Raw genomic sequence first — 25021 nt, 5'->3', positions numbered from 1 at the left:
TCACGCCCTCAGCACGCGTGAAATATCGTCTGCCGCCTTGATGCCGAGAGCAGCCATGGTGAGCGTGCTGTTGACGACGCTTGCCGATGGTATGGCCGATCCACCGGGAATCCACAGATTGACGTGATCGTGGGCACGACAGTCGCCATTAACGACCGAATCCTTCGGATCACTGCCCATGATGCATCCGCCCATGATGTGGTTGTTTGCATTGAGGGACGTGGTGATCTGGAAGTCCGACGCGCTGAACAACTGGCCGATTTCCTGCAATTGGCGGCTCGCCGCGTCGAAGCCTTTACGCACGTAGTCACCGACATCGTAGTAGACGTCAGGACAGGGGATATCGTGCGGATCGCGCCTGGTCTTGCTGAGCGTGACCCGGTTCTTCGGATCCGGCAGCGGCTCGAGGCTGATCGAAAGGTCGACACCGTGGACCGTCCGCTTGCGGATTTCCGCATCGAGCTCCTCGCCGACAAGACCTTTGGCAAGTGCCGCCGACGTTGCCGTCGTCACCTGCGTGATATTGTTCAGGATCATCTTGTTGGCCGAATATTCGGAGCGGAAGGTGCCGTCTCTCGGGCCGACGAGACAGCTGCTCTGCGCCGGTCCGCGGCCGATCCAGAGAGGCTCGGCCGCCTGGAAGAAACAGTGAAATCCGGAATGATCCATCATATTTCGGCCAACTTGATCGGACGAGTTCGCAATGCCCGCCGGATTACGGTCGTTTGCCGCCGCCAATAGCAGGCGAGGCGATTCCATCGAGTTGCAGGCGACGACAAAGGTCTTTGCCGTTACCTTGTGCGAGCGATGTTCGTTGTCGTACCAATGGATGGCGGTGATGCGATTGTTCTCGTCGGTATCGATCTTATAGGCGGTCGCTTCGGAAAGCACGACCGCGCCGAGTTCTTCCGCCGCCAGGACGGTATGAATGCCGTTATACATGGCACCGATCGGACAGATGGGCTGACAGTTATTGTTGCCACAGCAGGTCGGACGTCCCTTCCAGGGTTTTGTGCTGCGCCCCTGCGGGATGGGGACGGAACGATAGCCATGCGCATTGACGATTTCGGCAAAGCGCTTGTCGCCGTAGCTCCAGGGAACCATGTCCATCGGATAGGGCTTGCTGCGTTCAGACGGCGACTGCAGCGCCGGATCATTGGGGCCGGCAACTCCCATCGCGTCCTCCGCGCGACAGTAATAGGGCTCGAGTTCGTCGTAGGAAATCGGCCAGTCACGGCCGACACCATAGGTCGAGCGCATTTTGAGATCGACGGGCAGATGCCGCCAACACGAAGCCGCCCAGTGCCAGGTCGTACCACCGACCGTTTTAAGATAACCCTGCTTGAAACCCTTGCCGTCGGGCCCGGACAGCTCGACATAGTTGTTCTCAGGCCAATAAAGCGGCGCCGGCGCCCATTTGGACTGCGGATACAATCCTTGAAAGTCCGAGCCGGCGCGGTTCTTGAAAGGCATATTGCGCCAGTTTTCCACAGCCTGTGCGCGCTCGATCCGCAAGCCGGCATCCAGCACGAGAACGGCATGGCCTGCAGCTGCCAGCTGCTCGGCAATCAGAGCGCCGACAACGCCGGATCCGACAATAGCGACGTCCGCTGTCGCATCGCCATTTGAGAAAACAGGAGATGTCATGATTACAGCACTTTCGGATTGTTTTGCGGGATGCGGGTGACTTGTGGAGGAAGATCGCTCCACCAGAGAGGTCCCCGGTTGCAATAGGTCGGCACGGTCAAACCATCGGCGACCGGCTGATACATCAGGGCATCCTTGTAGGCGACAACAACGGGTCCGGCCTTGGTGTCGATCGTCCCGGTATACCAAGCAGATACGATTGCCATCACGACGCCATCGAGACCGACAGTTGCAGCCGCCTGTTTGAGGGCCGCTGGAGAGATGGCCGAGGTCGAAAGCTCGCTCAGCTTTTCAATCTTCACCGGTAAAGCCGGATCGTCCGCTGCAAGCGCTGCAAGAATCCGGCCTGCCGTGGCCGGCGAGAGCTGATCTTTGCCCGTTATCCTAAGCGACAGCGTCAGAAAGGCCGCGTGTGCGGCAGATGATTCCGTTTCAGCCAGTGCCGGGGTGTGGAATGCTAGATCGGCAAGCAACAAGGCAGAACCAGCCAGCAATTGGCGGCGCGTGGTTTTCAGATATCTGGGAACGGTATTGCTTTCCGTCAATCCGGCCTGATCATACTGTTCTTTTGTCATGGTCATCCGCTGAACTGACCGAGTGGGACTGCTCGGCCGTATCTCTTGAGCCTAATCAGTTTGTTTTCGGCACGACGTCCAATGGGGCGGGGTCGAAATGCAACTCCGTTTGTCATCCCTGCGCCGATTAACGTCAATATCGATTCTAGGAATGATTGTTCCTTGCCCAAATGAATTTCGCAAATGTCTAAAATGTTGCCGCATTCAAGCAAGGATCGCACCCGACCTGAAGGCATCCTTGCGAAAATGCAAGTCGGCAGCGCATGCGACCCGCTGAAAGGATTGAGGCGGGATGGCGACTATCAGTGGGCGCTGGGGCCACCTTAGTGAGATAAGCTTGATGTCCCTGCAAGAATTGGGAACCCTGCTTGCTCAACGGAGGCTTAGTTTGACGCGGCCCTGTGGTCTCGCCACACGGGTTCATTCCAACGCGCCCGGTCAAATCTCAATGGCAAATCTCAATGGAATGATTAAGCTCATAGCGACACTCGCCTGAGCACGAATTCGGCAAAAATATCAAAGCCCGAGTCCGTGATGAAAACGAGGCGGCCTTTTTCTTCGACCAGACGTCGACTGGTCAACGAAAAAAGCCCGACACATAAGTATGTCGGGCTCCCTTGGTCCGGTACAGGCCCGGAACTATCTATTAGAAATTGCGTTCGAAGCGCAGGATACCAGAAACCGTATCGTCCTTGGCATAGTCGTAGTGAACGTAGGTCAATTCCGGCTCGACCAGGAGATCCTTCACCGGGTTGAACTTCAGGTTCGTGGTTGCTTCGAAGATCTTCGAGTCGGTGTAGGCGAGCTGGAGGTTCCACTTCAGCTTATCGTTGACCGGAACGCCAACGCCACCCCAGACAGCCCAGTCACCCCAGCCGCACTTCGCTGCATTGACGGTGCCATTCGGCGCCGTGCAAGCGGAAACGTCTTGGTTGGTACCTGCGTACTTGTTGAGCTGGTCGCCGTCGGTGTTCCAGCCACCCATCAAGAATGCCGAGAAGCCGCCGAAGTCAGCGTCTACACGAGCCTTGATCGCGCCTTCCGACTTGATCGAGTCGTAACCGCCAACGACCTTGAAGCCCCATGCGCCAGACTTGAAGCCGGCACCGGCAACAACGTCAGGAGCGTAATGGTTGGCCTTGTCGTCCGTTGCCCAGCTTGCGCCGTAGGCAGCGCCCGAGCCGCTGGAGTTGGAATCTTCGAGCGAGATCACAGCCGAGAAGCCGTTGCCGCCGTCGTATTCATAGGTCAACTGGTTGAGTTCGTACGGGCCGTCATAGATCACGTCGTCGTTGATGACGTCGCCAGCGTAACCGATGTACAGGTTGTACTGGGAGTCCTTCTTACCGACCGTGAAGCCGCCGAGGCTGATGTAGGACCACAGCAGGTTGGTGGAGGTGGAGCCGCCGTCGTTCCAGTCCCAGCGAACGATGGTTTCGGTCTTCAGCGGACCGTATTCGGTGTCGGTCGCGGTGTCGACGTTCAGCTCGGCACGAGTGTGCCACAGCGTGCCCTGCTTGCTGTCACGGTTGTAAGCGTTGTACCACTCACCTTCAGTACGAACCTTGCCACCGATCTTGAGGCAGGTTTCGGTACCCGGGATGAAGAAGTAGCCTGCACCGTATGCGTCGCAGATGCGGACGTATTCCAGCGGCTCCGGCTCAGCTGCAACGATAGCGTCAGCCGCGTGAGCACCAGATACTGCTGCCAGCGCAGCAGCGGAGCCGAGAAGAAGGCTCTTGATGTTCATAATAACTCCAATCTTTCTTGATTGGGTATGAGATACCAAGCCGAAAGTCGGCATTCCCCACCCCATCCCGTTCACGTTCCCTATAATCAGGTGCGAAGTAGTAAGCCCCGCGAACTATTTCCTGAACCTGCTTCACTGATTTGACAAGATACCAAGCGCACCGAACTATTGTGAATGCCGCTGGAAATTACTCGCCGTTGCGAAAATGACACAATCACAGGGTGAATCGATCATCGGCTACTTTAATCGCAATCGGCGGCAGCCGATCTTTGAACACAGAGCATGGGCCAGAGATCGGAATCGATGGCGCCAGGCTGACGAATGAGATTGCTGTTGCCAAATTTGGGCGCAATGGCAGATTTCGGCGAGGTTGAAGCATCGGATTGATCCTGAAGATTGACGCTTGCTCAGTCCAAGCGTTGCAGATCGCCTGACAGGGCAATTCAGCGTTCTCCATCGCGGCACCTTGAGCTGTTCGGCGAAGTTGCAGGCTGTGACAAAGGCGAGGACATGAGCCTCGAGACTACTCCACGGCTCCTTGCGTAGGCCGGAGTGATGAGGCGCGCGGCCTACGCACCGGGCATTGTTGTGCAAAACCGTGGCTGCCAAGATGTACAATCGGGAGAGCCGTCCACCTCGTCACTTCAATCCGGTGTTCCCTCTTCGTGCGGATCGACACGTCAGCTTCGCGTTAAACTTCGTGCGCTAGATACAGTCCGGAAAGTGCCGTTGCCCAAGCGACGGGCAGTTTCGGCAAAGATTGGCTCCAGAGCGTGCGAGATGTCTCAGATGAGTGAACTACAAAACAAAGCGGTTGCGCTGGTGGTGCAGAGCGAAGGCGATATTGGCTCGCAAACATCGTCTCACCGTAGCGCAATCCTTCTCGACAAAGCGCTGGATTTGTACTTTGCGCTTGGAGGCGATGCGGAATCCGCACTTGCCCTGGTTGTCGAAAAATATACTGCGTCGCGCTTGCGCATCGATTCTGCAATCGCGAATGTGATGATCGAGCTGGCTGTCGTCAGCCGCCTCAACGACCTCGACATGGTGCAGGCGACATATAATCGTCTGGATGCCGAACTGGTGGCTCCGAACGGTGGTCTACTCGCTGAAAAGTAATCCCGCCAGCATGCCGGAAACGAGCATTGAAATGGCGGCGAAACGACACGGGGGGCTGAAGCGATCCGGCCGATGCGCGTGACGGATTTCCCGGTCAGCATCGTTCGACGCAGCGCAAGATCGCAAAACCCATGAAGACATCTGCACGACCTAGCTAGACCCGGCCATCGTCGCAACGGTGAAGGCCTCTCTCTAAAATCCGGCCTGGAAACGTGGTGAGCGATCGCCTCTCCAACCTCACGCTCGTGCTTTTGGCAACCCATTAAACTGTCGTGGGTACTGGGGCGAAAAAACTTCTCACCGGGACTGGGCAGAAGAACAAAGCACGCTATCTGACGCATATGAGCGAGGAGACATATTAGCGCGACGGAGGAGGTCGTCCGGCACGAAGGAAGAGGTTTATCATGCCCAGTTCAGTTTTGAATGCTCTTGGACAACCACTCTACTATAGCGGCACATCGACAGGCTTCTTCTCCGCCACCGGCTCCGGACCTGTGCTCTACGGCACAGCCGGCAATGACTCCATGTGGGGCGACGCCTCCGTCAACGTGACGATGACGGGCGGCACAGGCGACGATATCTACTATCTCTACTCCAGCATCAACCACGCCTCTGAAGCGCCGAATGGCGGCATCGATACCATCAACACATGGATGGATTACACGCTGCCGGCCAATTTCGAGAATCTGACGGTCACGGGCGACAACCGTCATGCCTACGGCAACGATGCCGACAATATCATCACCGGCGGCAGCGGTAGCCAAACCATTGATGGCGGCGCCGGCAATGACGTGCTGACAGGTGGCGGCGGGGCAGACACCTTCATCATCACCAAGGGGAATGGCAGCGATCTCATCACCGATTTCAGCGATGACGACAAGGTCCGGCTCAATCAATATGGTCTGACGTCGTTCGACCAGGTCGTCAGCCATTCCACACAGGAAGGCGCCGATGTCCGGCTCGATCTCGGCAATGGCGAGAGCCTGGTCTTTGCCAACAAGACAGTCTCCGACCTTCACGAAGACCAGTTCCAGCTGGGGCTCGACAGGTCATCGCTGACCCAGACTTTTTCCGACGATTTCAATAGTCTTTCACTGCATGTGGGAACGCAGGGCACCTGGGATGCGAAATATTCCTGGGCGCCGGAGAAGGGCAGCAGCCTGAATGACGAACTGCAATGGTACGTCAATCCCTCCTATGCGCCGACCGCATCCGCAAACCCTTTTTCCGTCTCCGACGGCGTGTTGACCATCACGGCCAAACAAACGCCGGATGCATTGAAGTCGACCGTCGAAAACCACGATTACACCTCAGGTATTCTGACCACTCATTCCAGTTTCTCGCAGACATACGGCTATTTTGAAATGCGCGCGGAGATGCCGCATGACCAAGGCGTCTGGCCGGCTTTCTGGCTGCTGCCGGAGGATGGCTCCTGGCCGCCGGAGCTGGACGTGGTGGAGATGCGAGGACAAAACCCCAACACAGTCAATGTCACCGTTCATTCGGATGCCACCGGCACACACACCATGAATTCGATCCCGGTCGAAGTGCCGAGTACCGACGGCTTCCATAATTACGGCGTGCTCTGGGACAAGGATCAGATCGTCTGGTATTTCGACGACGTCGCCGTCGCCCACGCCGATACGCCGGCCGACATGCATGGTCCGATGTATATGCTGGTCGATCTCGCCGTCGGCGGGGTGGCGGGCACTCCGACGGACGGACTTGCCCATGGATCCGAGATGAAGATCGACTACATCAAGGCCTATTCTCTCGACGATCATGCCGCCCAGCTCGCCTCTTCGGCCCAATCCGCCCATGCGACGGATTGGCATATCTGAGCAGACAAAGAAACGTATGAAATGACAAAGGGGCGGCCGTCTTGCGGACCGCCCCTTTGTCGTAACCGGTGCGCCACTTCGGACAACAGCGCCGGGCGCACCCGGAATTGCCCTAATCCTCCTTGAAAGCTCGCCTGATCTGATCGGTCATCGGCTTTGTCAGATAGGCCAGAACACTTCTCTTGCCCGTCTGCAGGAAGGCTTCCACTGGCATGCCGGGCAGTGGCGTCAGTCGTCCGAGCCTCTCCCACTCCGGTTTCGTCACCTTTGCCCGCACGACATAATAGCTCTGGCCAGAGCGTTGATCCGTTGCCAGATCCGCGGAGATGGTATCCACATGCCCGTTCAGTTCAGGCGTTATTCGCTGATTGAAGGCAGGAAAGCGCAACGATACCGCCTGTCCGACGGCAATCTGGTCGATATCCTGCGGCGCCAGTTTCAGCTCCGCCACGAGCGCGTCCTTGTCGGGAACGATCTGCAGGATTGCCTCGGCCGGCGAGACGACTGCGCCCTCGGCGTGAATGCTCAGCTGATCGACGATGCCCGCCTGCGGCGCCTTGATGTCGATCCGTTTCAGATCGTCCTCGGCTGCGATCAACCGCTCGGAGAACTGGCCGCGATCGCTTTCCGCCTGACGTAGCTGATCGGAAACCTCCGAGCTGTGATCGGCATCGACCTGAAGGATCTGCAATTCGGTTTCGGCAATCTTGCCCCGCGTCTGGGCGATGGATGAAACCAGATTGCCGAGATCGCCGTTCAGAGAGGCGCTTTCGCGCTGCAGGGAGTAGACTTTTGTCGCCGAAATAATGCCCTGATTGAGCAGGCCTTCAAGACTGCCCAGCTCCTTGCCGATCAGGGCGATCTCCCGACGCTTGCCCTGCTCCTGCGCCACGAGCCCCTCGATCTCCTGCTTCAGCTGCTGAATGCGCTCATGCAGTTGCGATTTCTGACCTTCGCGCGATGCCTGACGATCACGAAAGAGCTGCCGTTCGCCGGCCAGAATAGAAGCGACATCTGCACTTCCAGCCGACGAAAGCAGATCCTCCGGAAAAGCGATGTCGCTCTTGTCGTCACGCTCCGATGCCAGACGCGCGGTACGGGCAGAGAGCTCGTCGAGCCGTTTGCGGATGATGGAAAGATTTGCCCTGGTCTGGGTGTCGTCAAGGCGAACCAGCACCTGGCCCGCGGCAACGTGATCGCCGTTCTTTACAAGGATCGCACGGGCGATTCCGCCCTTCAGATGCTTGACTGGTTTCACGTAGCTGTCCACGACGAGGCTGCCCGAGGCAATCACGGCACCGGAAATCCTGGTCGCCATTGCAAGGCCGCCCATGACGCCGAACAACAGCAGGATGGCAGCGACCACCAGCAGGGACAGGCGGCGGATCGCGCGGTCGGTCGATGGTGAAACCCTTGCTGTCATCCACGCGTCTCCCCGCCGGCGACTGCGAAATGTGCCGTTCCAACCTGTTTGGGTGGCGGCCCGAGGATCTCTTTCTTGGGGCCGAATGCCTGAATCTGACCACCGGCAACGATCATGACCGTATCGGCAGCCGCCAGGGCGCTCGGCCTGTGGGCAACGACGATCGCAATACCACCACGCTCCCGCACTCCTTCAAGCGCCACCGTCAGCGCCGCTTCACCTTCCGCATCCAGATTCGAATTCGGCTCGTCGAGCACAACCAGAAACGGATTGGCATAAAGTGCTCTCGCCAGGGCGATGCGCTGCCTCTGACCGGCCGAAAGCCGCGATCCGCCCTCACCGATCTTGGTGTCGAAGCCTTCGGGAAGCTTGACGATCATGTCGTAGACGCCTGCTGCCTTCGCTGCGGCAATGATCGGCTCCGGGCGCATCTCTGCCGCGAAACGTGAAATATTCTCGGCGATCGAGCCGTCAAAGAGGTCCACATCCTGCGGCAGATAGCCGACATGTGCGCCGAGTTCGTCGGTATCCCACTGCGAAAGAGCGGCACGATCGAGCCTCACGGTGCCGATGGCAATCGGCCATAGGCCGGCAATCGCTCGCGCCAGAGACGATTTGCCCGATGCACTCGGACCTATCACTCCGAGCACCGTTCCGGCTGATATTTTGAACGAGACATTCCGCAGGATGAGCTCGCGACCGCCGGGGGATGCAACGCTGATGTTCTCCACGCTGAGCTCCCGCGACGGCGGCGGTAACGCGAAGGTCGGCCGCTCTGCCTGCGCAGCCTCAAGAAGCGCCGCAAGTCGCGTCCAGCCCTGCCGAGCGGCAATAAACCCCTTCCATTGTCCGATCGCGAGCTCGACGGGCGCCAGGGCTCGGCTCACAAGGATCGAACTGGCGATGATGATGCCTCCCGTCGCCTCCTGGCGAATGACGAGGACCGCCCCGACGGCGAGAACCCCGGATTGAAGCATCATGCGCGCTATCCTGGCAGCGATGGTCAACGCTCCGGCAACGGCGCTCGCGGCCGCCTGATGGCCAAGATACTCATCATTCATCGCTGCCCATTTCGCGGTGAGACGACCGGCAAATCCCATGGCGATGGCAGCCTCCCAGTTCCGGCGCGCTGCTTGGGCAAACCCGAGACGGAGTGCCGAAGACCGTGCCGCTTCGAGAGCCGGTCGACGCGACAGCATTTCGGCAAGGACGGTAAGGCTGACGAGCAACAACGCCCCGCACAAGGCCGTGAAGCCGATCCAGAAGTGGAACAGAAAGCACAGGATCAGATAGAACGGCACCCATGGCAGATCGAAAAGCGCCGTCGAGCCGTTGCCGGAGAGGAACGAACGGATCTGCTCGAGATCGCGGACCGATTGCAGGCCATCGTCCGACGTCTGCTTTCTCGTCGGCAGGAACAGAAGCGAGCCGAAGACCCTTTTGTTCAGACGCTCGTCAAGCGACATGCCGACGCGGACAAGCAGCATGGAACGCAGCAGCTCCAGGACGCCCTGAAAGAGAAAGAGCGTCACGACGATGATGACGAGGCCGGACAACGTCGGCAGGCTGCGGCTCGGAATGACCCGATCGTAAACCTGGAGCATGAAGAACGAGCCGGTTAGTGCCAGGACGTTGATGGCGGCACTCGCCAGGGCGATACCGAGGAAGGCCTTGCGAAGCGTCGATAGCATCAACGCGACAAAGCTCTGCGGCGGGTCTTTCGGGAGAGCAAGCACCTTGCCTCGATCCTCAACATTCGCCGTCGCGTACGGCAGGGCTTCACATGATGCCCATGGCGCCGCCTCCCGCTCGGCCCCATGAACCCACAAAGCGATCCTGATGGCCGTGGCCACTCTTGACGCCTCACGCCTAACCTTTGGCGATTCCACGCAATTTAGAAAGTCGAAATTTGCTCCGATTTCAGTTTCGGTGAACCCAATCTTAGCATCGGGCGCCGTGTGCAGTTACGGCACAGTTGTGCCATGAGATGGAGCAGCGACCTGCTCCGGCAAGATGCCTTGCCCATGATATCGGGAGGAGCAGGTGGCCTCTTGTCGCCTGCCCCTCCCTCATTCAATCGAATTTCTCGGTCGTATCAGCCTTGCCCTTCACCCAATAGCCGGATGCCTTGATCCAGCTCAGCGGATAGCCGCGTTCCTCGACGAGGTAAGTACGCAGGGCACGCGTGACGGAGGCTTCCGCCGCGATCCAGACGAAAGTTCCGGCCTGCAGGTCGACGGATCGGAGAATGTCCATCAGCGCGGCCGGATCCGTAGCTTTCGACAGGGGCCGATGCGCCCAGCGGATATCGAGCTGCGCGCTGGTTTGAAGGATTTGATGCTCGCCAGCATCGGCAACCGCCACGATCGCAGTGATACGTGCATTCGCGGCAGCCTCCTCGACCCGACGGCCTATTGCCGGCAGCGCCGTTTCATCGCCGATGAGCAGCCAGTTCTCGATATCGCCGGAAACGACGGCCGAGCCACGGGGGCCGCCGATCTCCAATCGATCGCCAATGCGCGCATCGAGCGCCCATTTGGTCACCGGTCCGGCCTCGTGGATGGCGAAATCGATCAGCAGCGTCCGCGCATCGGTATCATAACGGCGAGGCGTATAGTCACGCCGCTCCATCTCCTCGCCTGCGCCCGGCACGAGAATCTTGATGTGATCGTCGGGCGCCAGACTGACGAAATCGGCCAGATCATCGCCTGACAATTGCAGGCGCAACATGCCCGGCGTGATCCTTTCGATGGCCGCAACCGTCAGGGTGCGCCGCTTCAACTCATGGCGGACGCGCTCGATCTTCGGTGCAAAGACCGCCGGATTGGAAGTATGGGGATTGTCCATGTGTGTCCTTTTGAGGCGCTTCGATCTCGATCCGCAGGACACAGTCGCGCAGACCGAAGCCGCAGAGCCGTTCGATCATACGCGTTGAGTGACGTTAACGCTTACGTGGCCGGGCACTGCCCGACCAAACTGCGCTTTCTATAAAAGAAGAATGCTCGCCTCGCAACAAAAAGATGACTTTTAGAGACAAGTTTACTGGCATGCCGGCGACGCGCTGCGGCAGCAACGCTCCGCGGGCCGGGTCGGCGCGGTCGTTTCAGCCGCGCCGACCTCGATTGGATCACTGAAGCGCCTTCTCCATCAGGCGCGCCAATCTCTCGGCAAAGGCACGCGGATCGGCCGGCTTGTCACCATCGAGAACACGCGCCTGATCGAGCAGAAGAAAGGCGGCATCGTCACGCAAGGACGGCGCATCCGCCCTGGCAGCTATGGCTTTGACGACGGGGTGATCCATGTTGATCTCGAGGATCGGCTTGGCACCGGACTGCAGACGGCCGGCCCCCTGCAGGATCTTCTCAAGCTGCCGGTCATACCCCTGTTCGGAAGCAACAAGGCAGACAGCGCTTTCGATCAGGCGATCGGAGGCGCGGACATCAGAGACCTCGTCGGCGAGCTTCTGCTTGGCGTAGTCGAGGAAGGCCTGCACGTCCGCGGGCGCGCTTTCGCTTTCCGGCTTGTCTTCGTCCTGTTTCTTGAACTGCGCAAGATCCGCGGAGCCTTGCGTGATCGACTTGAAGCTCTTGCCTTCGAATTCCGGAGCATTGGTGACCCAGAAACTGTCGACGGAATCGGTGAGCAGCAGAACTTCGATGCCGCGGGCGCGGAAGCCTTCGAGCTGCGGCGAGGCCTTCAGCTGCTCGAGGCTGCTACCAACGAGATAGTAGATCGACTGCTGGCTCTCCTTGGCATCCTTGACGTAATCCGCAAGCGACCGGTAGCCGTCCGCGGACGCAGTCGTGCGGAAGCGCGCGAGCGCCAGAAGTTGCGAGCGGCGCTCGAAGTCCTCGTAGATGCCTTCCTTGATGAGGCTGCCGAAGTTCTCCCAGATCTTCAGGAAGGCGTCATGGTCGCTCTCGGCCTGTTTCTCGATCGCCGTGATGATACGGTTGGTGACGCCCTTGCGGATCGCCGTCAGGATCGGGCTTTCCTGGATCATCTCGCGCGAGACGTTCAACGGCAGATCGGTCGTATCGACAAGGCCGCGCACGAAGCGGAGATAGCGCGGCAGCAATTCCGCCTCGTCGGTGATGAAGACCCGCTTCACATAGAGCTTCATGCGGCCCTTGCGATCCGGATCGAAGAGATCGAACGGCTGCGAACCGGGCACAAAGGCGAGAGCAGAATATTCATGACGGCCTTCAGCGCGGAAATGCACCGTCAATGCCGGCTCGTCATACTGACCGGAAACGCTGCGATAGAAATCGGTGTATTCCTCGACTGTGATGTCGTTCTTCGACTTCGTCCAGAGTGCGGTGCCGTCGGTAAGCTGCGTGGCTTCCTCGCCAAGCGTCTCGGCGATCTTGATCGGCACCGGAACATGGCCTGACTGTTCCTTGACGATGCGCTCGACGGTCCAGCGCGACGCGTAGCTCTTGGCATCCTCCATCAGGTGCAAGGTGATACGCGTGCCGCGCGCCGGAGCCTCGCCCGCATCGACAGGAGCAACGCTGTAGCCGCCTTTGCCATCGGAAGACCAGAGCCATGCGTCCTCGGCACCTGCCTTGCGCGAGACGACGTCGACGCGATCGGCCACCATGAAACAGGAGTAGAAGCCGACGCCGAACTGGCCGATGAGCTGGGCGCCCTCGCCCTGCCTGTTCGCCTCGATACGCTCCATGAAGGCGCGCGTGCCCGAGCGGGCGATCGTGCCGAGCGCTTCGATCATCTCGTCGCGGCTCATGCCGATGCCATTGTCTTCCACGACGAGCTTGCCGCCATCGGCATCGAGCGTCAGGAGGATGCGGCTGTCGGGATCGCTCGCAAGCAAGCCGGGCTCGGCGATGGCCTCGTAGCGCAGCTTCTCGCAAGCGTCGGCCGCGTTCGAGATCAGCTCGCGAAGGAAGACATCCTTGTCCGAATAAACCGAGTGAACCATCATATGCAGAAGGCGGGCAACGTCGGCCTCAAAGACGTGGCTCTCGGCGGTCTGTTCTGCGGTGGTCGCTGTCATATGCGTCTAGTCTCCTGGGAATGTTGAACGTCACGCCGAACAGGTGGCGGAAGACGAGGGAAATTTCAAGCGGGCGTTGTCATATCGAATGCCCAATCGACGAACGGCGCTCTTGCCGCAGGTGACATCGACGACTGGCAATATCCGGATTTCGCGCCAATCACACAGGTTTTACCTGAACCATCCTTCTACGCCGCGCCGTTACGGCGACATGCCATAAATTTGGCCAAGGTACGCCCAAAATCGAGCGGGTCACATTGATGGGCGCCCGAAGCCATCCGCTTGGAAGCCCATCGGATATGCTCTTCAAGAAAAGGAGACCATCGTGCAAACCCTTCGCAGTGCGTTCCTTATCGGCGCCGGCCTCATCGCAGCAGCGGGATTGGCAAGCCAGGCGCTCGCCCAACAGCAGACCAGACAACCCGCCATCAGGCATCAAATGACCGTCCGCCTGCCGGACGGCACGCTGGAGGTGATCCGCTACAGCGGCGATCAGCCGCCGGCCGTCGAATTCCGCGGCGCTTCTGATCCGACCTCCTATACCGTCACAGCCTTCGATCCGTTCGATGACGCCTCGCCCTTTGCCGAAATGCAGCGCATTTCAGCGGAGATGGACCGCGAGACGGCGGCCATGTTCAACAACGCACAGTTCCTGGCGCAATGGCCGGCGGGGGCAGATAGTGTCATGAAGGTCGATCTGTCCAGGCTGCCAAAAGGTGCCCAAGGCTACACGATGATCTCGACGACATCCAGCAAGGGCACCTGCACCCGGTTCATGGAATACATCAGCTCCGGCAGCGACAAGCCGCAGGTCAGGACGAGCAGCTCTGGAAATTGCAACGCATTGCAGAGCCCGGCCGCCAAGCGCGCGCACGCCATTGCTCCGCCCCCATTGTCCAAACATCAGTCGTCCGGCGTTATCGAAGCTTCTTATCGGCCAAATTCGAAAACAATCCGAACGGCCGGGCTCTTCTAGCAGCGGCAGATCCAAATCCGGCAAAAGGGACGCTCGACAAGAGCGCCCCTTTTGCATATGCGCATGCGGCTACACCATTATTTCGCGTCGCAGCAGCCCGATTGCCATCCGCGCTCGGTTACTGTAATAACTTGAGTTAAATGGGAAGGATTATTGCGCGAGAGCAACACCGGAAACCGCGAATGACGTTTCAGCCAAGAATGCAGAACAAGATCGGAGGCTTTTCCGTCATCGGCGGCATGCATCGACGCCAGTGGAACGGCATCGTCGCCGATATCTGGAATGTCAACTGCGCGGCCCATGCCGGTGGATACTATGTCGCGAACGATCCGCGTCTGTTCATTCTTCTGGAACAGCGCGGCGCAGGCACCACCAACGTTCGACAGTCGCCGCGAGCGCCGGCTCAGCTCCAGGATTACAACAGGGGGCGGATCTCCTACATTCCGGCTCGCATGGAACTCTGGGTCGATATTTCCGACGTTGAATTCGTGCGCCACCTCGATATCCACTTCAATGCGGAAATCATCAGCCAGCGGCTGATGGAAAATATCGATCCTGCGCGGCTCGATCGGCCGCAATTGCATTTCACCGACCAGCGCGTGATGGCGCTCGCTGAGCTTATCGCTGCCGAATGTGAAAATCCCGAACCGCTACACGACCTCTATGGCGACGGTCTGACGCTTTCGCTGTTGATCGACGTGCTGCAATTGCGCGGAACTCAGCCACGCAAGCGTAGCGCCCTTGCCACCTGGCAATTGCGTCGAGCCGTGGACTACATAGAGGAAAATTGCACACGGGCCATCCGGCTGGAGGAACTGGCAGCGCTGACCGGCCTGTCGCAATCACACTTCAGCCACGCCTTCAAGGCGTCAACCGGCCTCCCTCCGCATCAATGGCAAACGCAGGCAAGGCTGGAGCGAGCCAAGGAGCTTCTCCTGAAGAGCGAAATGCCGCTGACGACAGTTGCCGTCGAAACCGGATTTGCCGACCAGGCGCATTTTACCCGCGTCTTCCGCAAGAATGTCGGCGCCGCTCCCGCAAGCTGGAAACGCAGCAGGCTTGCCTGAAGACCACAGTTCCCGAGCAATTGCATGCTTCGCGGAGAATTGCCCAAAAACGTTCAATTTCCCTCGTGACAGACAAGCCTCGCCGGTAAATATGAGTTAACTCCTCATCTTATTGAGGGATCGGCCGCCTCCGGCCGAACGGGCGTAAAATCGGGACGAACGACGGAAATGCAGGGATTGAAGAAAGACGTATCGCGAGTGTCGCTTCTGGCGACGGGCGCGGCCATTGCCGTATTGCTGGCCGGCACGCAAGTTGCGGCGCAAGAAAAGCCCACGGAATTGCAGCCGCTGGTCATTCAAGGCGGTTCGCAACAGAAGAGCGAGGACAGCGGCACCGCCCCGGTCAAGGGCTATGTCGCCAAGAAGACGACATCCGGTTCGAAGGCCGACACGCCGATCACCGAGGTGCCGCAATCGGTCTCCATCGTCGGCCAGCAGGAGATGCAGGATCGTGGCATCACCAACAAGGTGGATGAAGCGCTGCGTTACACGCCCGGCGTGACCACCCAGCCCTTCGGCAACGACGGCGATACCGACTGGTTCTATATTCGCGGCTTCGACGCGACACAGACCGGCGTCTTCCTGAACGGCCTGACGCTCTACAGCTACGGCTTCGGCGGCTTCCAGATCGATCCGTACATGCTCGAACGTGTCGAAGTCCTGAAGGGTCCATCCTCCGTGCTCTATGGCGGCGCCAATCCCGGCGGCCTCGTCAACATGATCCGCAAGGAGCCGACCGACACTCCTCAATATTCCACCGAGATCGGCATAAACAATCTCGGCAACGCTTTCGTCGGCTTCGATTTCTCCGACAAGCTCTCGGCAGATGGCGTCTACCGCTACCGCCTGACTGGCAAGATTGCAGGCGGCGATACTTACAGCGACGGCACCCATGACCTGCGCGGCTTCATCATGCCGCAGGTGACGATCTCGCCCGACGATTCCACCAAGCTTACCGTTTTCGGCATGTTGAGCGGCCTTGATGAAATCCATAGCGGCAACGGTTTCTTTCCCTATGTCGGCACTGTCGTCGATGCGCCTTTCGGCAAGATCAAGCGCGATGCCTTTTATGGCGAACGCAGTATCGACAACCTGAAATATGCGCAGCAGATGCTCGGCTACGAGTTTTCGCACGACTTTGACGGCGGCTGGACCGTGTCGCAGAACGCGCGTTACGGCCACCTCTACAAGCGTGAGGAAGGTCCCTATCTGAACGGCTATGTGGATGGAAATCCGCTCAGCCCAGGCTATGACGACCCGAACTACATGCTGAACCGCATCGGCTTCTTCGAACGCTCGAAAGTCGATACGTTCTCGGTCGACACGCGCGCGGAGAACAAGTTCGACACGGGCCCGATCAGCCATGATTTCCTGATCGGCACCGACTATTCGATCTATCGTCTCGACCAGATTCAGGCCTGCTGCGGCTCCAATCCGATCAGCGCCACCAACCCGGTCTATGGCACGCCGCAAGGCACGAACTTCGTCTACCTCAATCAGGTCATGACGCAGCAGCAGCTCGGCGTCTATACGCAAGACCAGATGCGCTTCGGCGACGGCTGGCTGGTAACGCTCAACGGCCGCTACGATTTCGTCGATACCAATTCCGACTCGAAGATCGGCACGACCTACAAGTCGAACGAAAATGCCCCGAGCGGCCGTGCCGGCCTTGCCTACGAGTTCTCCAATGGCATCACGCCCTATATCAGTGCGGGCACCTTCTTTAATCCTCTCATCGGCACCAGTGTTACCGGCGGCGGCCTGACCCCCGAAAAGGGCGAGCAGTACGAGGCTGGCGTCAAATACCAGCCAGACTTCATCGACGGCCTGTTCACGGCGTCCATCTTCCAGATCGACCGGAAGAACATGGCCCTGACTGATCCGGTCACCTTCCTGCAGCGGCAAGTCGGCGAGGTGCGTTCGCGTGGCGTCGAATTCGAAGGCAAGGTCAATCTGGACGATAACTGGAAGCTGCTCGGCTCCTATTCCTACACCGATCTGAAGATCACCAAGGATATCGACACGTCCGTCGTCGGCAACTCGCCCTATCTGGTGCCGAACTCCACCGCCTCGCTTTGGCTCGACTATGCCTTTACCAGCGATGCGCTTGAAGGTCTCAGCATCGGTGCCGGCGTGCGCTACCAGGGCAAGTCCTGGGCGGATGAAGCCAATACCCTGCGCGTGCCTTCCGCGACGCTTTTCGATGCGGGCATTCGCTATGAGAAGAAGGGATGGGGCGCCTCGCTCAACGTCGCCAACCTCTTCGACAAGGACTATGTCTCGGGTTGCGCCGGAGAGAATGTCTGCGGCTATGGCGATGCCAGAACCATCACCTTCAAGCTCAGCAAGAAGTGGTAAGTTGATAAAAAAAGTATACTTTCTTTCTCCATCGTGGCAAAGAGCCGGGGATTGCCGCAAGGCAATCCTCGAACTCGTTTGAAACCAGGGGCGACGCCCGCATGACGGCGCAACAGCGGCAGCGAATTTTCAGCGTCGGCATGAGAGCTTCTCCCCATCCGCAGCGTCAATCGGTCAGCGATCTTCCATGACGGCAATAAACGCTCATATGCTATCGCGTCGGCAACTTCTGGCCATGGCGGCGGTCGGCGCGATTGGCCTGAAACCGGCACGCGCGGCGGCAGGCCCGCGCGTCGCGACGCTCGATTGGGCTGTTTTGGAAACCCTGCTTGCGATCGGCGCCAATGTGGTCGCCGGAACCGAGCTGCTGCAGTTCCGGGACGTCGCGGTGACGCCCGCCATTCCTGCAGGCGTCGCCGATCTCGGGCTGCGCGGCACACCGAACTTCGAAGTCCTGTATGCCGCCATGCCGGAGTTGATCTTCAACTCGAATTTCTATGCCTGGGCCGATGATCGCCTGCGCCTGATCGCACCGGTCGAGAGCCATGCCGTCTATCGGCCGGGCGCCAGTCCCTATCGGCTTTCCGAGCAGATGACGCTTGCGATTGGCGAACGGCTAGGTCTGCCAACCGGCCGTGCGCTCGTCGACACCACGCGGGAAAAGCTGGAAGCCCACCGCATCATCTTCGGCAAGGGCGATCATCGCCCCATCCTGCCGATCAATCTGGGTGATTCCAGACATTTTCGCGTTTTCGGCTCCGATAGCATGTTCGGAGAGGTTCTGGCCCGGACCGGCCTCATCAATGCCTGGCCGGATCTGACGAGCTATTCGGCGACGGCGCCCGTTGGCATCGAGCGCCTCGCCGCCATGCCGGAGGCATGGATTGTCCTGATCCCGCCGCACCCGGCGGAAGCATTGGAAGAGCTCCGGCAAAGTGCCTTCTGGAAGGCGCTCCCGCCGGTGCAAGAGGGCCGCGTTCTTCTCCTCGGCTCGATCAACCCCTATGGCGCGCTGCCGGCGGCGGAGCGTTTTTCCGATCTCCTTGCAGGAGGACTGACCCTTGCATGGAATGGTTGAGCGGCCCATGATCGCCAGAAGCACGTTGCTGGCGCGCAACGGCGTCGTGCTCGGCGTCGTCTGCACCCTTGCATTTGCAGCACTGGTCGCCCTGCGGCCGCAGCTTGCCAAGGACATGCGCGATGCGGCCGCCCTCAACCGCATCCTGCTGATCGACAGCCTGCTGCCGCGATCAGCCGTCGCGATCATCGCCGGCGCGGCGCTTGGCCTTTCCGGCGCCTTGTTGCAACGGGTCCTGCGCAATCCGATCGCCGACGCCTCGACCCTCGGTATCGCAGCCGGCGCACAGCTGGCGATGACGATCGCAGTCGGCCTCTTTCCACTGCTCGTCGGCCTTTCACGCGAATTTTCGGCCTTTGCCGGCGGGCTTGCCACTGTCCTGATCGTACTGGCCTTGAGTTGGCGACGAGGTCTCGATCCGGTGACCGTGGCTCTGTGCGGCATGATGGTGACCCTGGTCGCCGGCGCTCTCAGCGTCACCATTATTCTAGCGCGCGGTGAATATGCCATGTCCGTGTTCATCTGGGGCGCGGGAGCGCTAAACCAGCAAAGTTGGGACGGCGTCATAACGCTGGCTCCCCGCCTCGCCATCGGCTTTGCGGCGGCACTGTTGCTCCTTCGCCCTCTCACCGTCATGAGCCTTGACGACAACAGCGCAAAAAGCCTGGGTCTGGCGTTGCACAGCATGCGCTTTGTCGTCCTGGCTCTTGCCGTCTGGCTTGCGGCTTCGGTGACGGCGCAGGTTGGCGTCATTGGCTTCCTCGGGCTCGCCGCGCCCCATCTCGCCCGGTTTTGCGGCGCACGCCGCACCAGGCAATTGCTCGTCGCAGCGCCCATTGCCGGCGCAGGATTATTGTTCCTCACCGATTGCGTCGTGCAGCTCCTTTCACCGGGATTCACCGATCTTGCACCGACAGGCGCGGCGACCGCGCTTCTGGGCGGGCCGCTATTGCTCCTGCTCCTGCCGCGCCTGCATTCGACGAGTGCGCTGCGGCCGGACAGCGCTCCTCGGCCGCGCTCAAACCTTGCCGCACCCAAGATGGCTCTGGCCGCGCTCGTTATCGGCGTCATCCTGCTGATGACCTTGGCACTATCGGCAGGGCGCAGCATCGACGGCTGGCAATTGGCTTTCGGCGTCCGGTTCTGGGAGCTTCTGCCTTTTCGCCTGCCGCGCACCGTCGTTTCAGCCACGGCCGGCGCCATGCTGGCCGCAGCCGGCTTTATCATGCAGCGCCTGACCGGCAATCCGCTTGCAAGCCCTGAGGTTCTGGGCGTCAGCGCCGGCAGCGGCGCCGGGCTCACGGCAGCGCTTTTCCTCTTTGCGTTCCCCTCGCCTGCCATCACCATTATCGCGATGACGATCGGCGCTCTGGTCGCGTTCCTCGCCATGATGGCATTCAGCGCTCGCGGAAACTTCGGCCCGGAGCGTCTTCTGCTTTCCGGGATCGCGATCGGCGCCCTCTCGATGGCAATCGTCACCGTCGTTCTTGCCCGCGGCGATCTGCGCGGCTATCTCCTGCTGACCTGGCTGTCGGGGTCCACCAATCGCGCCGGCTCCTTCGAAGCATGGACGGGAATTATCTCGGCCGCGCTTCTTATCCCGATGCTGCCGCTTCTGCGGCGGTGGTTTGATGTTCTGCCGCTCGGCGGCGACGTCGCCCGCTCTGTCGGCCTCTCCGTTGCAATCAGCAGGCTCGCTTTGGCTATCCTGGCAGCCCTTCTCACCGCCATCCCATCCTTTCTCGTCGGCCCCCTAAGCCTCACAGGGCTGATAGCGCCGCATCTCGCGCGGCTTGTCGGCTTTCGCGAGATCGGCAAACAGCTGATCGCCAGCCTGTTGTTCGGCGCCATGCTGCTGACGCTTGCCGACTGGCTGTCTCGAATGGTGATCTTTCCCTACGAGGTTCCGGTCGGCCTGTTCGCCGCCCTGATCGGCGGCCCCTATCTCATCTGGTTCCTGACCCGCAAGGAGACTACGCAATGATGCATGCAAGGGATTTCACTGCCTCCGGCGTTGCCACGCATAAGGACGCCGGTCAATTGCTGGATCAATTCTGCGCACGTTTCGCCGAGCACGTCACGATCACGCGCAGTGCCGCCGGAGCTCGCCTGGAGACAGTCATCGGCAGCGCCGACATCGCTGTCAGCAATGACCGCCTCGACATCCGGCTGCGTTGCCCGACCGCAGCCATGCTCTTCACCGTCCGCAGCATGGTCGCCGAAAACCTCTTCGAACTCTCAACGGGCAACACCCTCGATCTGAATTGGGCCGATGGACCGCAGCCGTCGGCCATACCGAATTTTCGGGAGATCAGCGTTATCGACGCCTATAACATCACACCGCACATGCGCCGCGTTGTGGTCGCAACCGACGACGCCAGGCATTTCGTCGAGGGCGGGATGCATGTCCGCCTTCTCATTCCGCCGAAGGGCCGCGAGCCGGTCTGGCCGCATACGGAACCCGACGGACGCATCCACTGGCCGAAGGGCGAAGACGAGCTGACCCTTCGCGCCTATACGATCCGCAGCATCGATCTTGCCCGCGGCACGATGAACATCGATTTCGTTGTGCACGAAGGCGACAACATTCCGGGAGCAACATGGGCGATGACCGCGCAACCCGGCGATCGTGCCGGCCTCATCGGGCCGGGCGGCGGCGGCGTACCGGCTGCCCGCAAGCTCATTCTGGCCGGCGACGAAACCGCGCTCCCGGCCATTGCCCGCATTGCGGCCGCGATGCCGGCGCAAGCGGACTTGCGCATCTTCCTCGAGGTAGCCGACAGGCGGGAGGAGCAGACGCTCGTTTCCAGTGCCTCGATGGATGTCACCTGGCTGCATCGCAATGGTACGGCGCCTGGCGCATCCGATGCGCTGGAGCGCATTCTGCGCGATATCGTACCCGCCGCCGACCCGCAGACTTATGTCTGGGCCGCGTGCGAGCAAAGGCAAGCCCGTGCCATCCGCGCCTTCGTCAAGAGCGAATTGGCCAGGGATCCCGCCACCTTCAGCGTCGCCGCCTATTGGCAACGCTGAGCCAGCGGGGATCGAGGACAGGAGTGCTTTGCTCTCGTTGGAAAGTGGCCGTATGATTTCTCCTCTTGGACGCTCGGGGAGGATGAGGGCGGATGGAGGTTGCAGGCCAGAAGATTCATTTGAGTTATGGTGCCGAGCCCGGCATTCGCTTTGCCGTCCTTCTCGACGGCAATGGCGGCTGTCGCGAAATCGGCGCAGCAGGTCTGCAGCGCTGGACGCCTGAAGACGGCATTCTGTGGGTCCACCTCGAACGTGACCACGATGCGGCAGCAACATGGGTCACGAGCAGCGGCGGTTTCGATCCTCTCGTCGCGGACGCGCTGCTGGAAGATGAATCCCGCCCGCGTGTGGAACCGGTCGAAGAGGGTCTGCTGATCATCCTTCGCGGTGTCTGCGCGACCCCTCCCCAGGAGGCGGAAAAAACGGCCGATGAGCTCGATCTCGTGCCCCTCCATGCCTGGGTGGAAGAGAACCGCGTCGTCACGCTCCGTGACAGCGGACACTACATCACCGCTCTTCGCGACATTCGCCAGGCGCTCGAAAAAGGCAAAGGTCCGAAACGCGCCGGAGAGTTGCTCGCCCTCGTCAGCGACAAGCTCGTCAGAGACCTGGAACCTGTCCTCGACCAGATGGACGAGGAGGTGGACGAACTCGATGAATTGATCTTCCATGGAGAGGCCGCCGAAGTCCGCGAGCGTCTCAAATTACTTCGCAGACGAGCCGTACAGTTGCGACGCTATCTCTCACCGCAACGCGACGCCCTCAACCGTATCGAGCATGACGATGCGCCCTGGCTTACCGAGCGCGACAAACTCCGGATGCGCGAAGTCATCGACAAGCTCATGCGCTGCATCGAATATCTGGACGCCATCCGCGACCGGACCAGCATTCTGCATGACGACCTTTCCACCGTGATCAGCGAACGCATCGCCCGCAATTCCAACCGGCTTGCCGCACTTGCCGCGCTACTTCTGCCGCCGAGCGTCGTCGCCGGCCTCTTCGGCATGAATGTCGGTGGCATTCCGGGCGTCAACGACACATGGGCGTTCGTCGTTATCGTCGCATTGGTGGCCATCACGTCCATCGTCACGCTCTACATATTGAAACGCATCAACTGGCTTTGATTGCGGGGAACCGCCGGCGTTCTGCGGCGTTCTTCGTCCATCATATCCAAGGGGTTGATATCATGCATCGCCAAGCATGCCTCCTCGCAATCCTCGCCGTATTTTGTGCCGCGCCACCCGCCGCGGCCGACGAGGCGGGATTTCTGAAGCCGCTCGACGGCAATTGGACGGGAAACGGCAAGGTGCTTCGAAAGATTGGCGGAGCGCCCATCAACGTTTCCTGCAAATTCAATATCAGCGCACCGGGTTCTTCAATCTCGATGAAAGGCAACTGCCGCGGCCTGCTTGTCGTCAACCGTTCGGTCTCGGCCGAGCTTGCCGCACGAGGAACACGCTATTCCGGCACCTATGTCGGCCCGTCCGGTGCGCCGTCACAGCTCTCGGGAAGCCGGCAAGGCAGCGTCATCAATCTCGCGGTGCACTGGGCGCGTATGGTCAACGGCGACCGGAACGCCAACATGACGATCCGCAAGCAGGGCGGCAGCCGGCTGACGATCGAAACGATCGACAAGGACCTGAACTCCGGCAAATCGGTCGTCACGAGCCAAATCGACCTGCGCCGGCAATGAGGGGTCTGACGGGTGGCGCATTCCTGGAGAATGTCGTTGGTGCAGCTTTCTCGCTGGCGAGGATCCGAAGCATGCTGCCTCGACGACACCGGAGAACAGCAATGCCCGGCCGGCTTGACTTTCTCCATTCAATATGAGAACATAAAGTGAACATATGGAGATATCCATGACCAAGGCCGAACAAGTCATCGAACGTGCAATGAGCTTTGTCGCTGTATCGAAGGCGCTTAGGGAGCGCGAACAGGAGCGGCGCGCCGACTGGACGCGCCGGGTCGAAATCAGCCGGCCGCTACCGCCCTTGCCGCGCGCCGTTCAGCTCTCGTTGAAACTCGACAGCTGAAGCGGCGGAGGCGGTAACAGCACCCGGCAGGCTGTGAAGCGCCCGCCGAAAGGCGGGCGCTCTGGTTTCAGGCTGTATCAGGCCTTGATGAACTCGAGCAGGTCGGCGTTGATGACGTCGGCGTGGGTGGTTGCCATGCCGTGCGGGAAGCCCTTGTAGGTCTTCAGCGTGCCGTGCTTGAGAAGCTTGATCGACAGCAGCGCCGAATCCGCGATCGGAACGATCTGGTCGTCCTCGCCGTGCAGCACCAGCGTCGGCACGTCGATCTTCTGCAGATCCTCCGTGAAGTCCGTTTCCGAAAAGGCCTTGATGCAATCGTAGTGCGCCTTGGCGCCGCCCATCATGCCCTGGCGCCACCAATTCTGGATCACGCCCTGGCTGACCTTGGCATCCGGCCGGTTGAAGCCGTAGAACGGCCCGCTGGGCACGTCGAGGAAGAATTGCGCCCGATTGGCAACGAAGGCCGCGCGGAAGCCGTCGAAGACTTCGATCGGCAGCCCGCCCGGGTTCTTGTCCGACTTGACCATGATCGGCGGCACGGCGCCGATCAGGACCGCCTTGCCGACGCGGCCCTTCCTGGCGCGGGCAACATAGTGGGCGACCTCGCCGCCGCCCGTCGAATGGCCGATGTGCACCGCATTCTTGAGGTCGAGATGCTCGGCAAGCTCGGCAACGTCGGCAGCATAGGTATCCATCTCGTTGCCGGTCGCCGTCTGGCTGGAGCGGCCGTGACCGCGGCGGTCATGCGCGATGACGCGATAGCCCTTCTCCAGAAAGAACATCATCTGGGCGTCCCAGTCGTCGGCGCTCAACGGCCAGCCGTGATGGAAGACGATCGGCTGCGCATCGCGTGAGCCCCAGTCCTTGTAAAAGATCTGAGTGCCGTCTTTGGTGGTGATCGTGCTGCTGCTCATTGTGTCCGTACCTTTCGAAGATGGTTGCTTTGTAGAGGCTTGTGCAGGTTGAGCGAAGGGGGTGACGGCCGCAGCGGCGGCAAGGCCGAGCCCGGCTGTCATAACCCCCCGGCGGGTAGCTTGATGGATCGACTGGCTCATTTCAATCTCCACTTTGGAACTTATCGCACGATTTATTATCGCGACATGA

General features: G+C 60.1%; 19 protein-coding genes. 11 read left to right on the top strand and 8 right to left on the bottom strand.

From position 1 onward, the window contains the following. The 3 genes from GR212_RS19940 to GR212_RS19930 form a co-directional block, all read right to left on the bottom strand. Positions 1–1647: a GMC family oxidoreductase gene (locus GR212_RS19940; RefSeq protein WP_163988610.1), complete on the bottom strand. Its 1647-nt coding sequence runs from the start codon at positions 1645–1647 to the stop codon at positions 1–3. A gap of 2 nt (positions 1648–1649) precedes the next feature. Continuing rightward, positions 1650–2222, bottom strand: coding sequence for a sugar dehydrogenase complex small subunit (locus GR212_RS19935; protein WP_163988608.1), 573 nt, complete (start codon positions 2220–2222; stop codon positions 1650–1652). 646 nt (positions 2223–2868) lie between these two features. Then, positions 2869–3972: a porin gene (locus GR212_RS19930; RefSeq protein WP_163988606.1), complete on the bottom strand. Its 1104-nt coding sequence runs from the start codon at positions 3970–3972 to the stop codon at positions 2869–2871. A 789-nt stretch (positions 3973–4761) separates the two neighbouring features. On the opposite strand from GR212_RS19930, the gene GR212_RS19925 reads away from it, so the two are divergent. Beyond that, positions 4762–5091 carry a hypothetical protein gene (locus GR212_RS19925; protein ID WP_163988604.1) on the top strand — a complete coding sequence of 110 codons (330 nt, stop codon included), beginning with the start codon at positions 4762–4764 and terminating at the stop codon, positions 5089–5091. A 404-nt stretch (positions 5092–5495) separates the two neighbouring features. Then, on the top strand, positions 5496–6932 hold the full coding sequence (locus GR212_RS19920; protein ID WP_163988602.1) for a family 16 glycosylhydrolase: 1437 nt from the start codon (positions 5496–5498) through the stop codon (positions 6930–6932). Positions 6933–7044: 112 nt separating this feature from the next. Here the strand turns inward: GR212_RS19920 and GR212_RS19915 are convergent, their stop codons facing one another. From GR212_RS19915 to htpG, 4 genes are all read right to left on the bottom strand, one after another. Continuing rightward, complete coding sequence (locus GR212_RS19915) at positions 7045–8355, bottom strand: HlyD family type I secretion periplasmic adaptor subunit (RefSeq protein WP_163988600.1); 1311 nt, start codon at positions 8353–8355, stop codon at positions 7045–7047. Beyond that, complete coding sequence (locus GR212_RS19910) at positions 8352–10091, bottom strand: type I secretion system permease/ATPase (RefSeq protein ID WP_163988598.1); 1740 nt, start codon at positions 10089–10091, stop codon at positions 8352–8354. The genes GR212_RS19915 and GR212_RS19910 overlap by 4 nt, the downstream gene beginning before the upstream one ends. Positions 10092–10428: 337 nt before the next feature. Continuing rightward, complete coding sequence (locus GR212_RS19905; RefSeq protein WP_163988596.1) at positions 10429–11202, bottom strand: siderophore-interacting protein; 774 nt, start codon at positions 11200–11202, stop codon at positions 10429–10431. A 280-nt stretch (positions 11203–11482) separates the two neighbouring features. Next, entirely contained in the window at positions 11483–13372 is a 1890-nt protein-coding gene (gene htpG / locus GR212_RS19900; protein WP_163988594.1) for a molecular chaperone HtpG, read from the bottom strand. 325 nt (positions 13373–13697) lie between these two features. On the opposite strand from htpG, the gene GR212_RS19895 reads away from it, so the two are divergent. From GR212_RS19895 to GR212_RS36865, 9 genes are all read left to right on the top strand, one after another. After that, on the top strand, positions 13698–14348 hold the full coding sequence (locus GR212_RS19895; RefSeq protein WP_163988592.1) for a hypothetical protein: 651 nt from the start codon (positions 13698–13700) through the stop codon (positions 14346–14348). A 182-nt stretch (positions 14349–14530) separates the two neighbouring features. Continuing rightward, positions 14531–15415 (top strand): AraC family transcriptional regulator, encoded by an 885-nt coding sequence (locus GR212_RS19890; RefSeq protein ID WP_163988590.1) that lies wholly within the window; start codon positions 14531–14533, stop codon positions 15413–15415. Between the two features lie 168 nt (positions 15416–15583). Continuing rightward, a complete protein-coding gene (locus GR212_RS19885; protein WP_163988588.1) occupies positions 15584–17773 on the top strand; it encodes a TonB-dependent siderophore receptor in 2190 nt (729 codons plus the stop codon). A 187-nt stretch (positions 17774–17960) separates the two neighbouring features. Beyond that, positions 17961–18851: an ABC transporter substrate-binding protein gene (locus tag GR212_RS19880; RefSeq protein ID WP_432444383.1), complete on the top strand. Its 891-nt coding sequence runs from the start codon at positions 17961–17963 to the stop codon at positions 18849–18851. Between the two features lie 7 nt (positions 18852–18858). Next, positions 18859–20835, top strand: coding sequence for a Fe(3+)-hydroxamate ABC transporter permease FhuB (gene fhuB, locus GR212_RS19875; RefSeq protein WP_246725827.1), 1977 nt, complete (start codon positions 18859–18861; stop codon positions 20833–20835). Beyond that, positions 20832–21884 carry a siderophore-interacting protein gene (locus GR212_RS19870; RefSeq protein ID WP_163988586.1) on the top strand — a complete coding sequence of 351 codons (1053 nt, stop codon included), beginning with the start codon at positions 20832–20834 and terminating at the stop codon, positions 21882–21884. The genes fhuB and GR212_RS19870 overlap by 4 nt, the downstream gene beginning before the upstream one ends. Before the next feature lie 92 nt (positions 21885–21976). After that, complete coding sequence (locus tag GR212_RS19865; RefSeq protein WP_163988584.1) at positions 21977–23008, top strand: CorA family divalent cation transporter; 1032 nt, start codon at positions 21977–21979, stop codon at positions 23006–23008. A 62-nt stretch (positions 23009–23070) separates the two neighbouring features. Continuing rightward, complete coding sequence (locus GR212_RS19860; RefSeq protein ID WP_163988582.1) at positions 23071–23577, top strand: hypothetical protein; 507 nt, start codon at positions 23071–23073, stop codon at positions 23575–23577. A 166-nt stretch (positions 23578–23743) separates the two neighbouring features. Continuing rightward, a complete protein-coding gene (locus GR212_RS36865; protein ID WP_204326669.1) occupies positions 23744–23917 on the top strand; it encodes a hypothetical protein in 174 nt (57 codons plus the stop codon). A 77-nt stretch (positions 23918–23994) separates the two neighbouring features. Here the strand turns inward: GR212_RS36865 and GR212_RS19855 are convergent, their stop codons facing one another. After that, the gene (locus GR212_RS19855) at positions 23995–24831 is read right to left on the bottom strand and encodes an alpha/beta fold hydrolase (RefSeq protein WP_246725826.1); all 837 of its coding nucleotides are present in this window, start codon (positions 24829–24831) and stop codon (positions 23995–23997) included. Positions 24832–25021: the final 190 nt, after the last annotated feature.

The sequence above is a fragment of the Martinezella lusitana genome, assembly GCF_010668395.1.
GTDB classification, from domain to species: domain Bacteria; phylum Pseudomonadota; class Alphaproteobacteria; order Rhizobiales; family Rhizobiaceae; genus Rhizobium; species Rhizobium lusitanum_A.
The sequence above is the reverse complement of the archived record's forward strand: the minus strand, read 5'-3'. Positions and strand labels throughout refer to the sequence as shown.

Bases quoted from the DNA above. Each gene is read 5' to 3' on its own strand.
- GR212_RS19940 (WP_163988610.1), bottom strand. From the start codon at position 1,647: ATGACATCTCCTGTTTTCTCAAATGGCGATGCGACAGCGGACGTCGCT.
- GR212_RS19935 (WP_163988608.1), bottom strand. From the start codon at position 2,222: ATGACAAAAGAACAGTATGATCAGGCCGGATTGACGGAAAGCAATACC.
- GR212_RS19930 (WP_163988606.1), bottom strand. From the start codon at position 3,972: ATGAACATCAAGAGCCTTCTTCTCGGCTCCGCTGCTGCGCTGGCAGCA.
- GR212_RS19925 (WP_163988604.1), top strand. From the start codon at position 4,762: ATGAGTGAACTACAAAACAAAGCGGTTGCGCTGGTGGTGCAGAGCGAA.
- GR212_RS19920 (WP_163988602.1), top strand. From the start codon at position 5,496: ATGCCCAGTTCAGTTTTGAATGCTCTTGGACAACCACTCTACTATAGC.
- GR212_RS19915 (WP_163988600.1), bottom strand. From the start codon at position 8,355: ATGACAGCAAGGGTTTCACCATCGACCGACCGCGCGATCCGCCGCCTG.
- GR212_RS19905 (WP_163988596.1), bottom strand. From the start codon at position 11,202: ATGGACAATCCCCATACTTCCAATCCGGCGGTCTTTGCACCGAAGATC.
- htpG (WP_163988594.1), bottom strand. From the start codon at position 13,372: ATGACAGCGACCACCGCAGAACAGACCGCCGAGAGCCACGTCTTTGAG.
- GR212_RS19890 (WP_163988590.1), top strand. From the start codon at position 14,531: ATGACGTTTCAGCCAAGAATGCAGAACAAGATCGGAGGCTTTTCCGTC.
- GR212_RS19885 (WP_163988588.1), top strand. From the start codon at position 15,584: ATGCAGGGATTGAAGAAAGACGTATCGCGAGTGTCGCTTCTGGCGACG.
- GR212_RS19880 (WP_432444383.1), top strand. From the start codon at position 17,961: ATGACGGCAATAAACGCTCATATGCTATCGCGTCGGCAACTTCTGGCC.
- fhuB (WP_246725827.1), top strand. From the start codon at position 18,859: ATGATCGCCAGAAGCACGTTGCTGGCGCGCAACGGCGTCGTGCTCGGC.
- GR212_RS19870 (WP_163988586.1), top strand. From the start codon at position 20,832: ATGATGCATGCAAGGGATTTCACTGCCTCCGGCGTTGCCACGCATAAG.
- GR212_RS19865 (WP_163988584.1), top strand. From the start codon at position 21,977: ATGGAGGTTGCAGGCCAGAAGATTCATTTGAGTTATGGTGCCGAGCCC.
- GR212_RS19860 (WP_163988582.1), top strand. From the start codon at position 23,071: ATGCATCGCCAAGCATGCCTCCTCGCAATCCTCGCCGTATTTTGTGCC.
- GR212_RS36865 (WP_204326669.1), top strand. From the start codon at position 23,744: ATGACCAAGGCCGAACAAGTCATCGAACGTGCAATGAGCTTTGTCGCT.
- GR212_RS19855 (WP_246725826.1), bottom strand. From the start codon at position 24,831: ATGAGCAGCAGCACGATCACCACCAAAGACGGCACTCAGATCTTTTAC.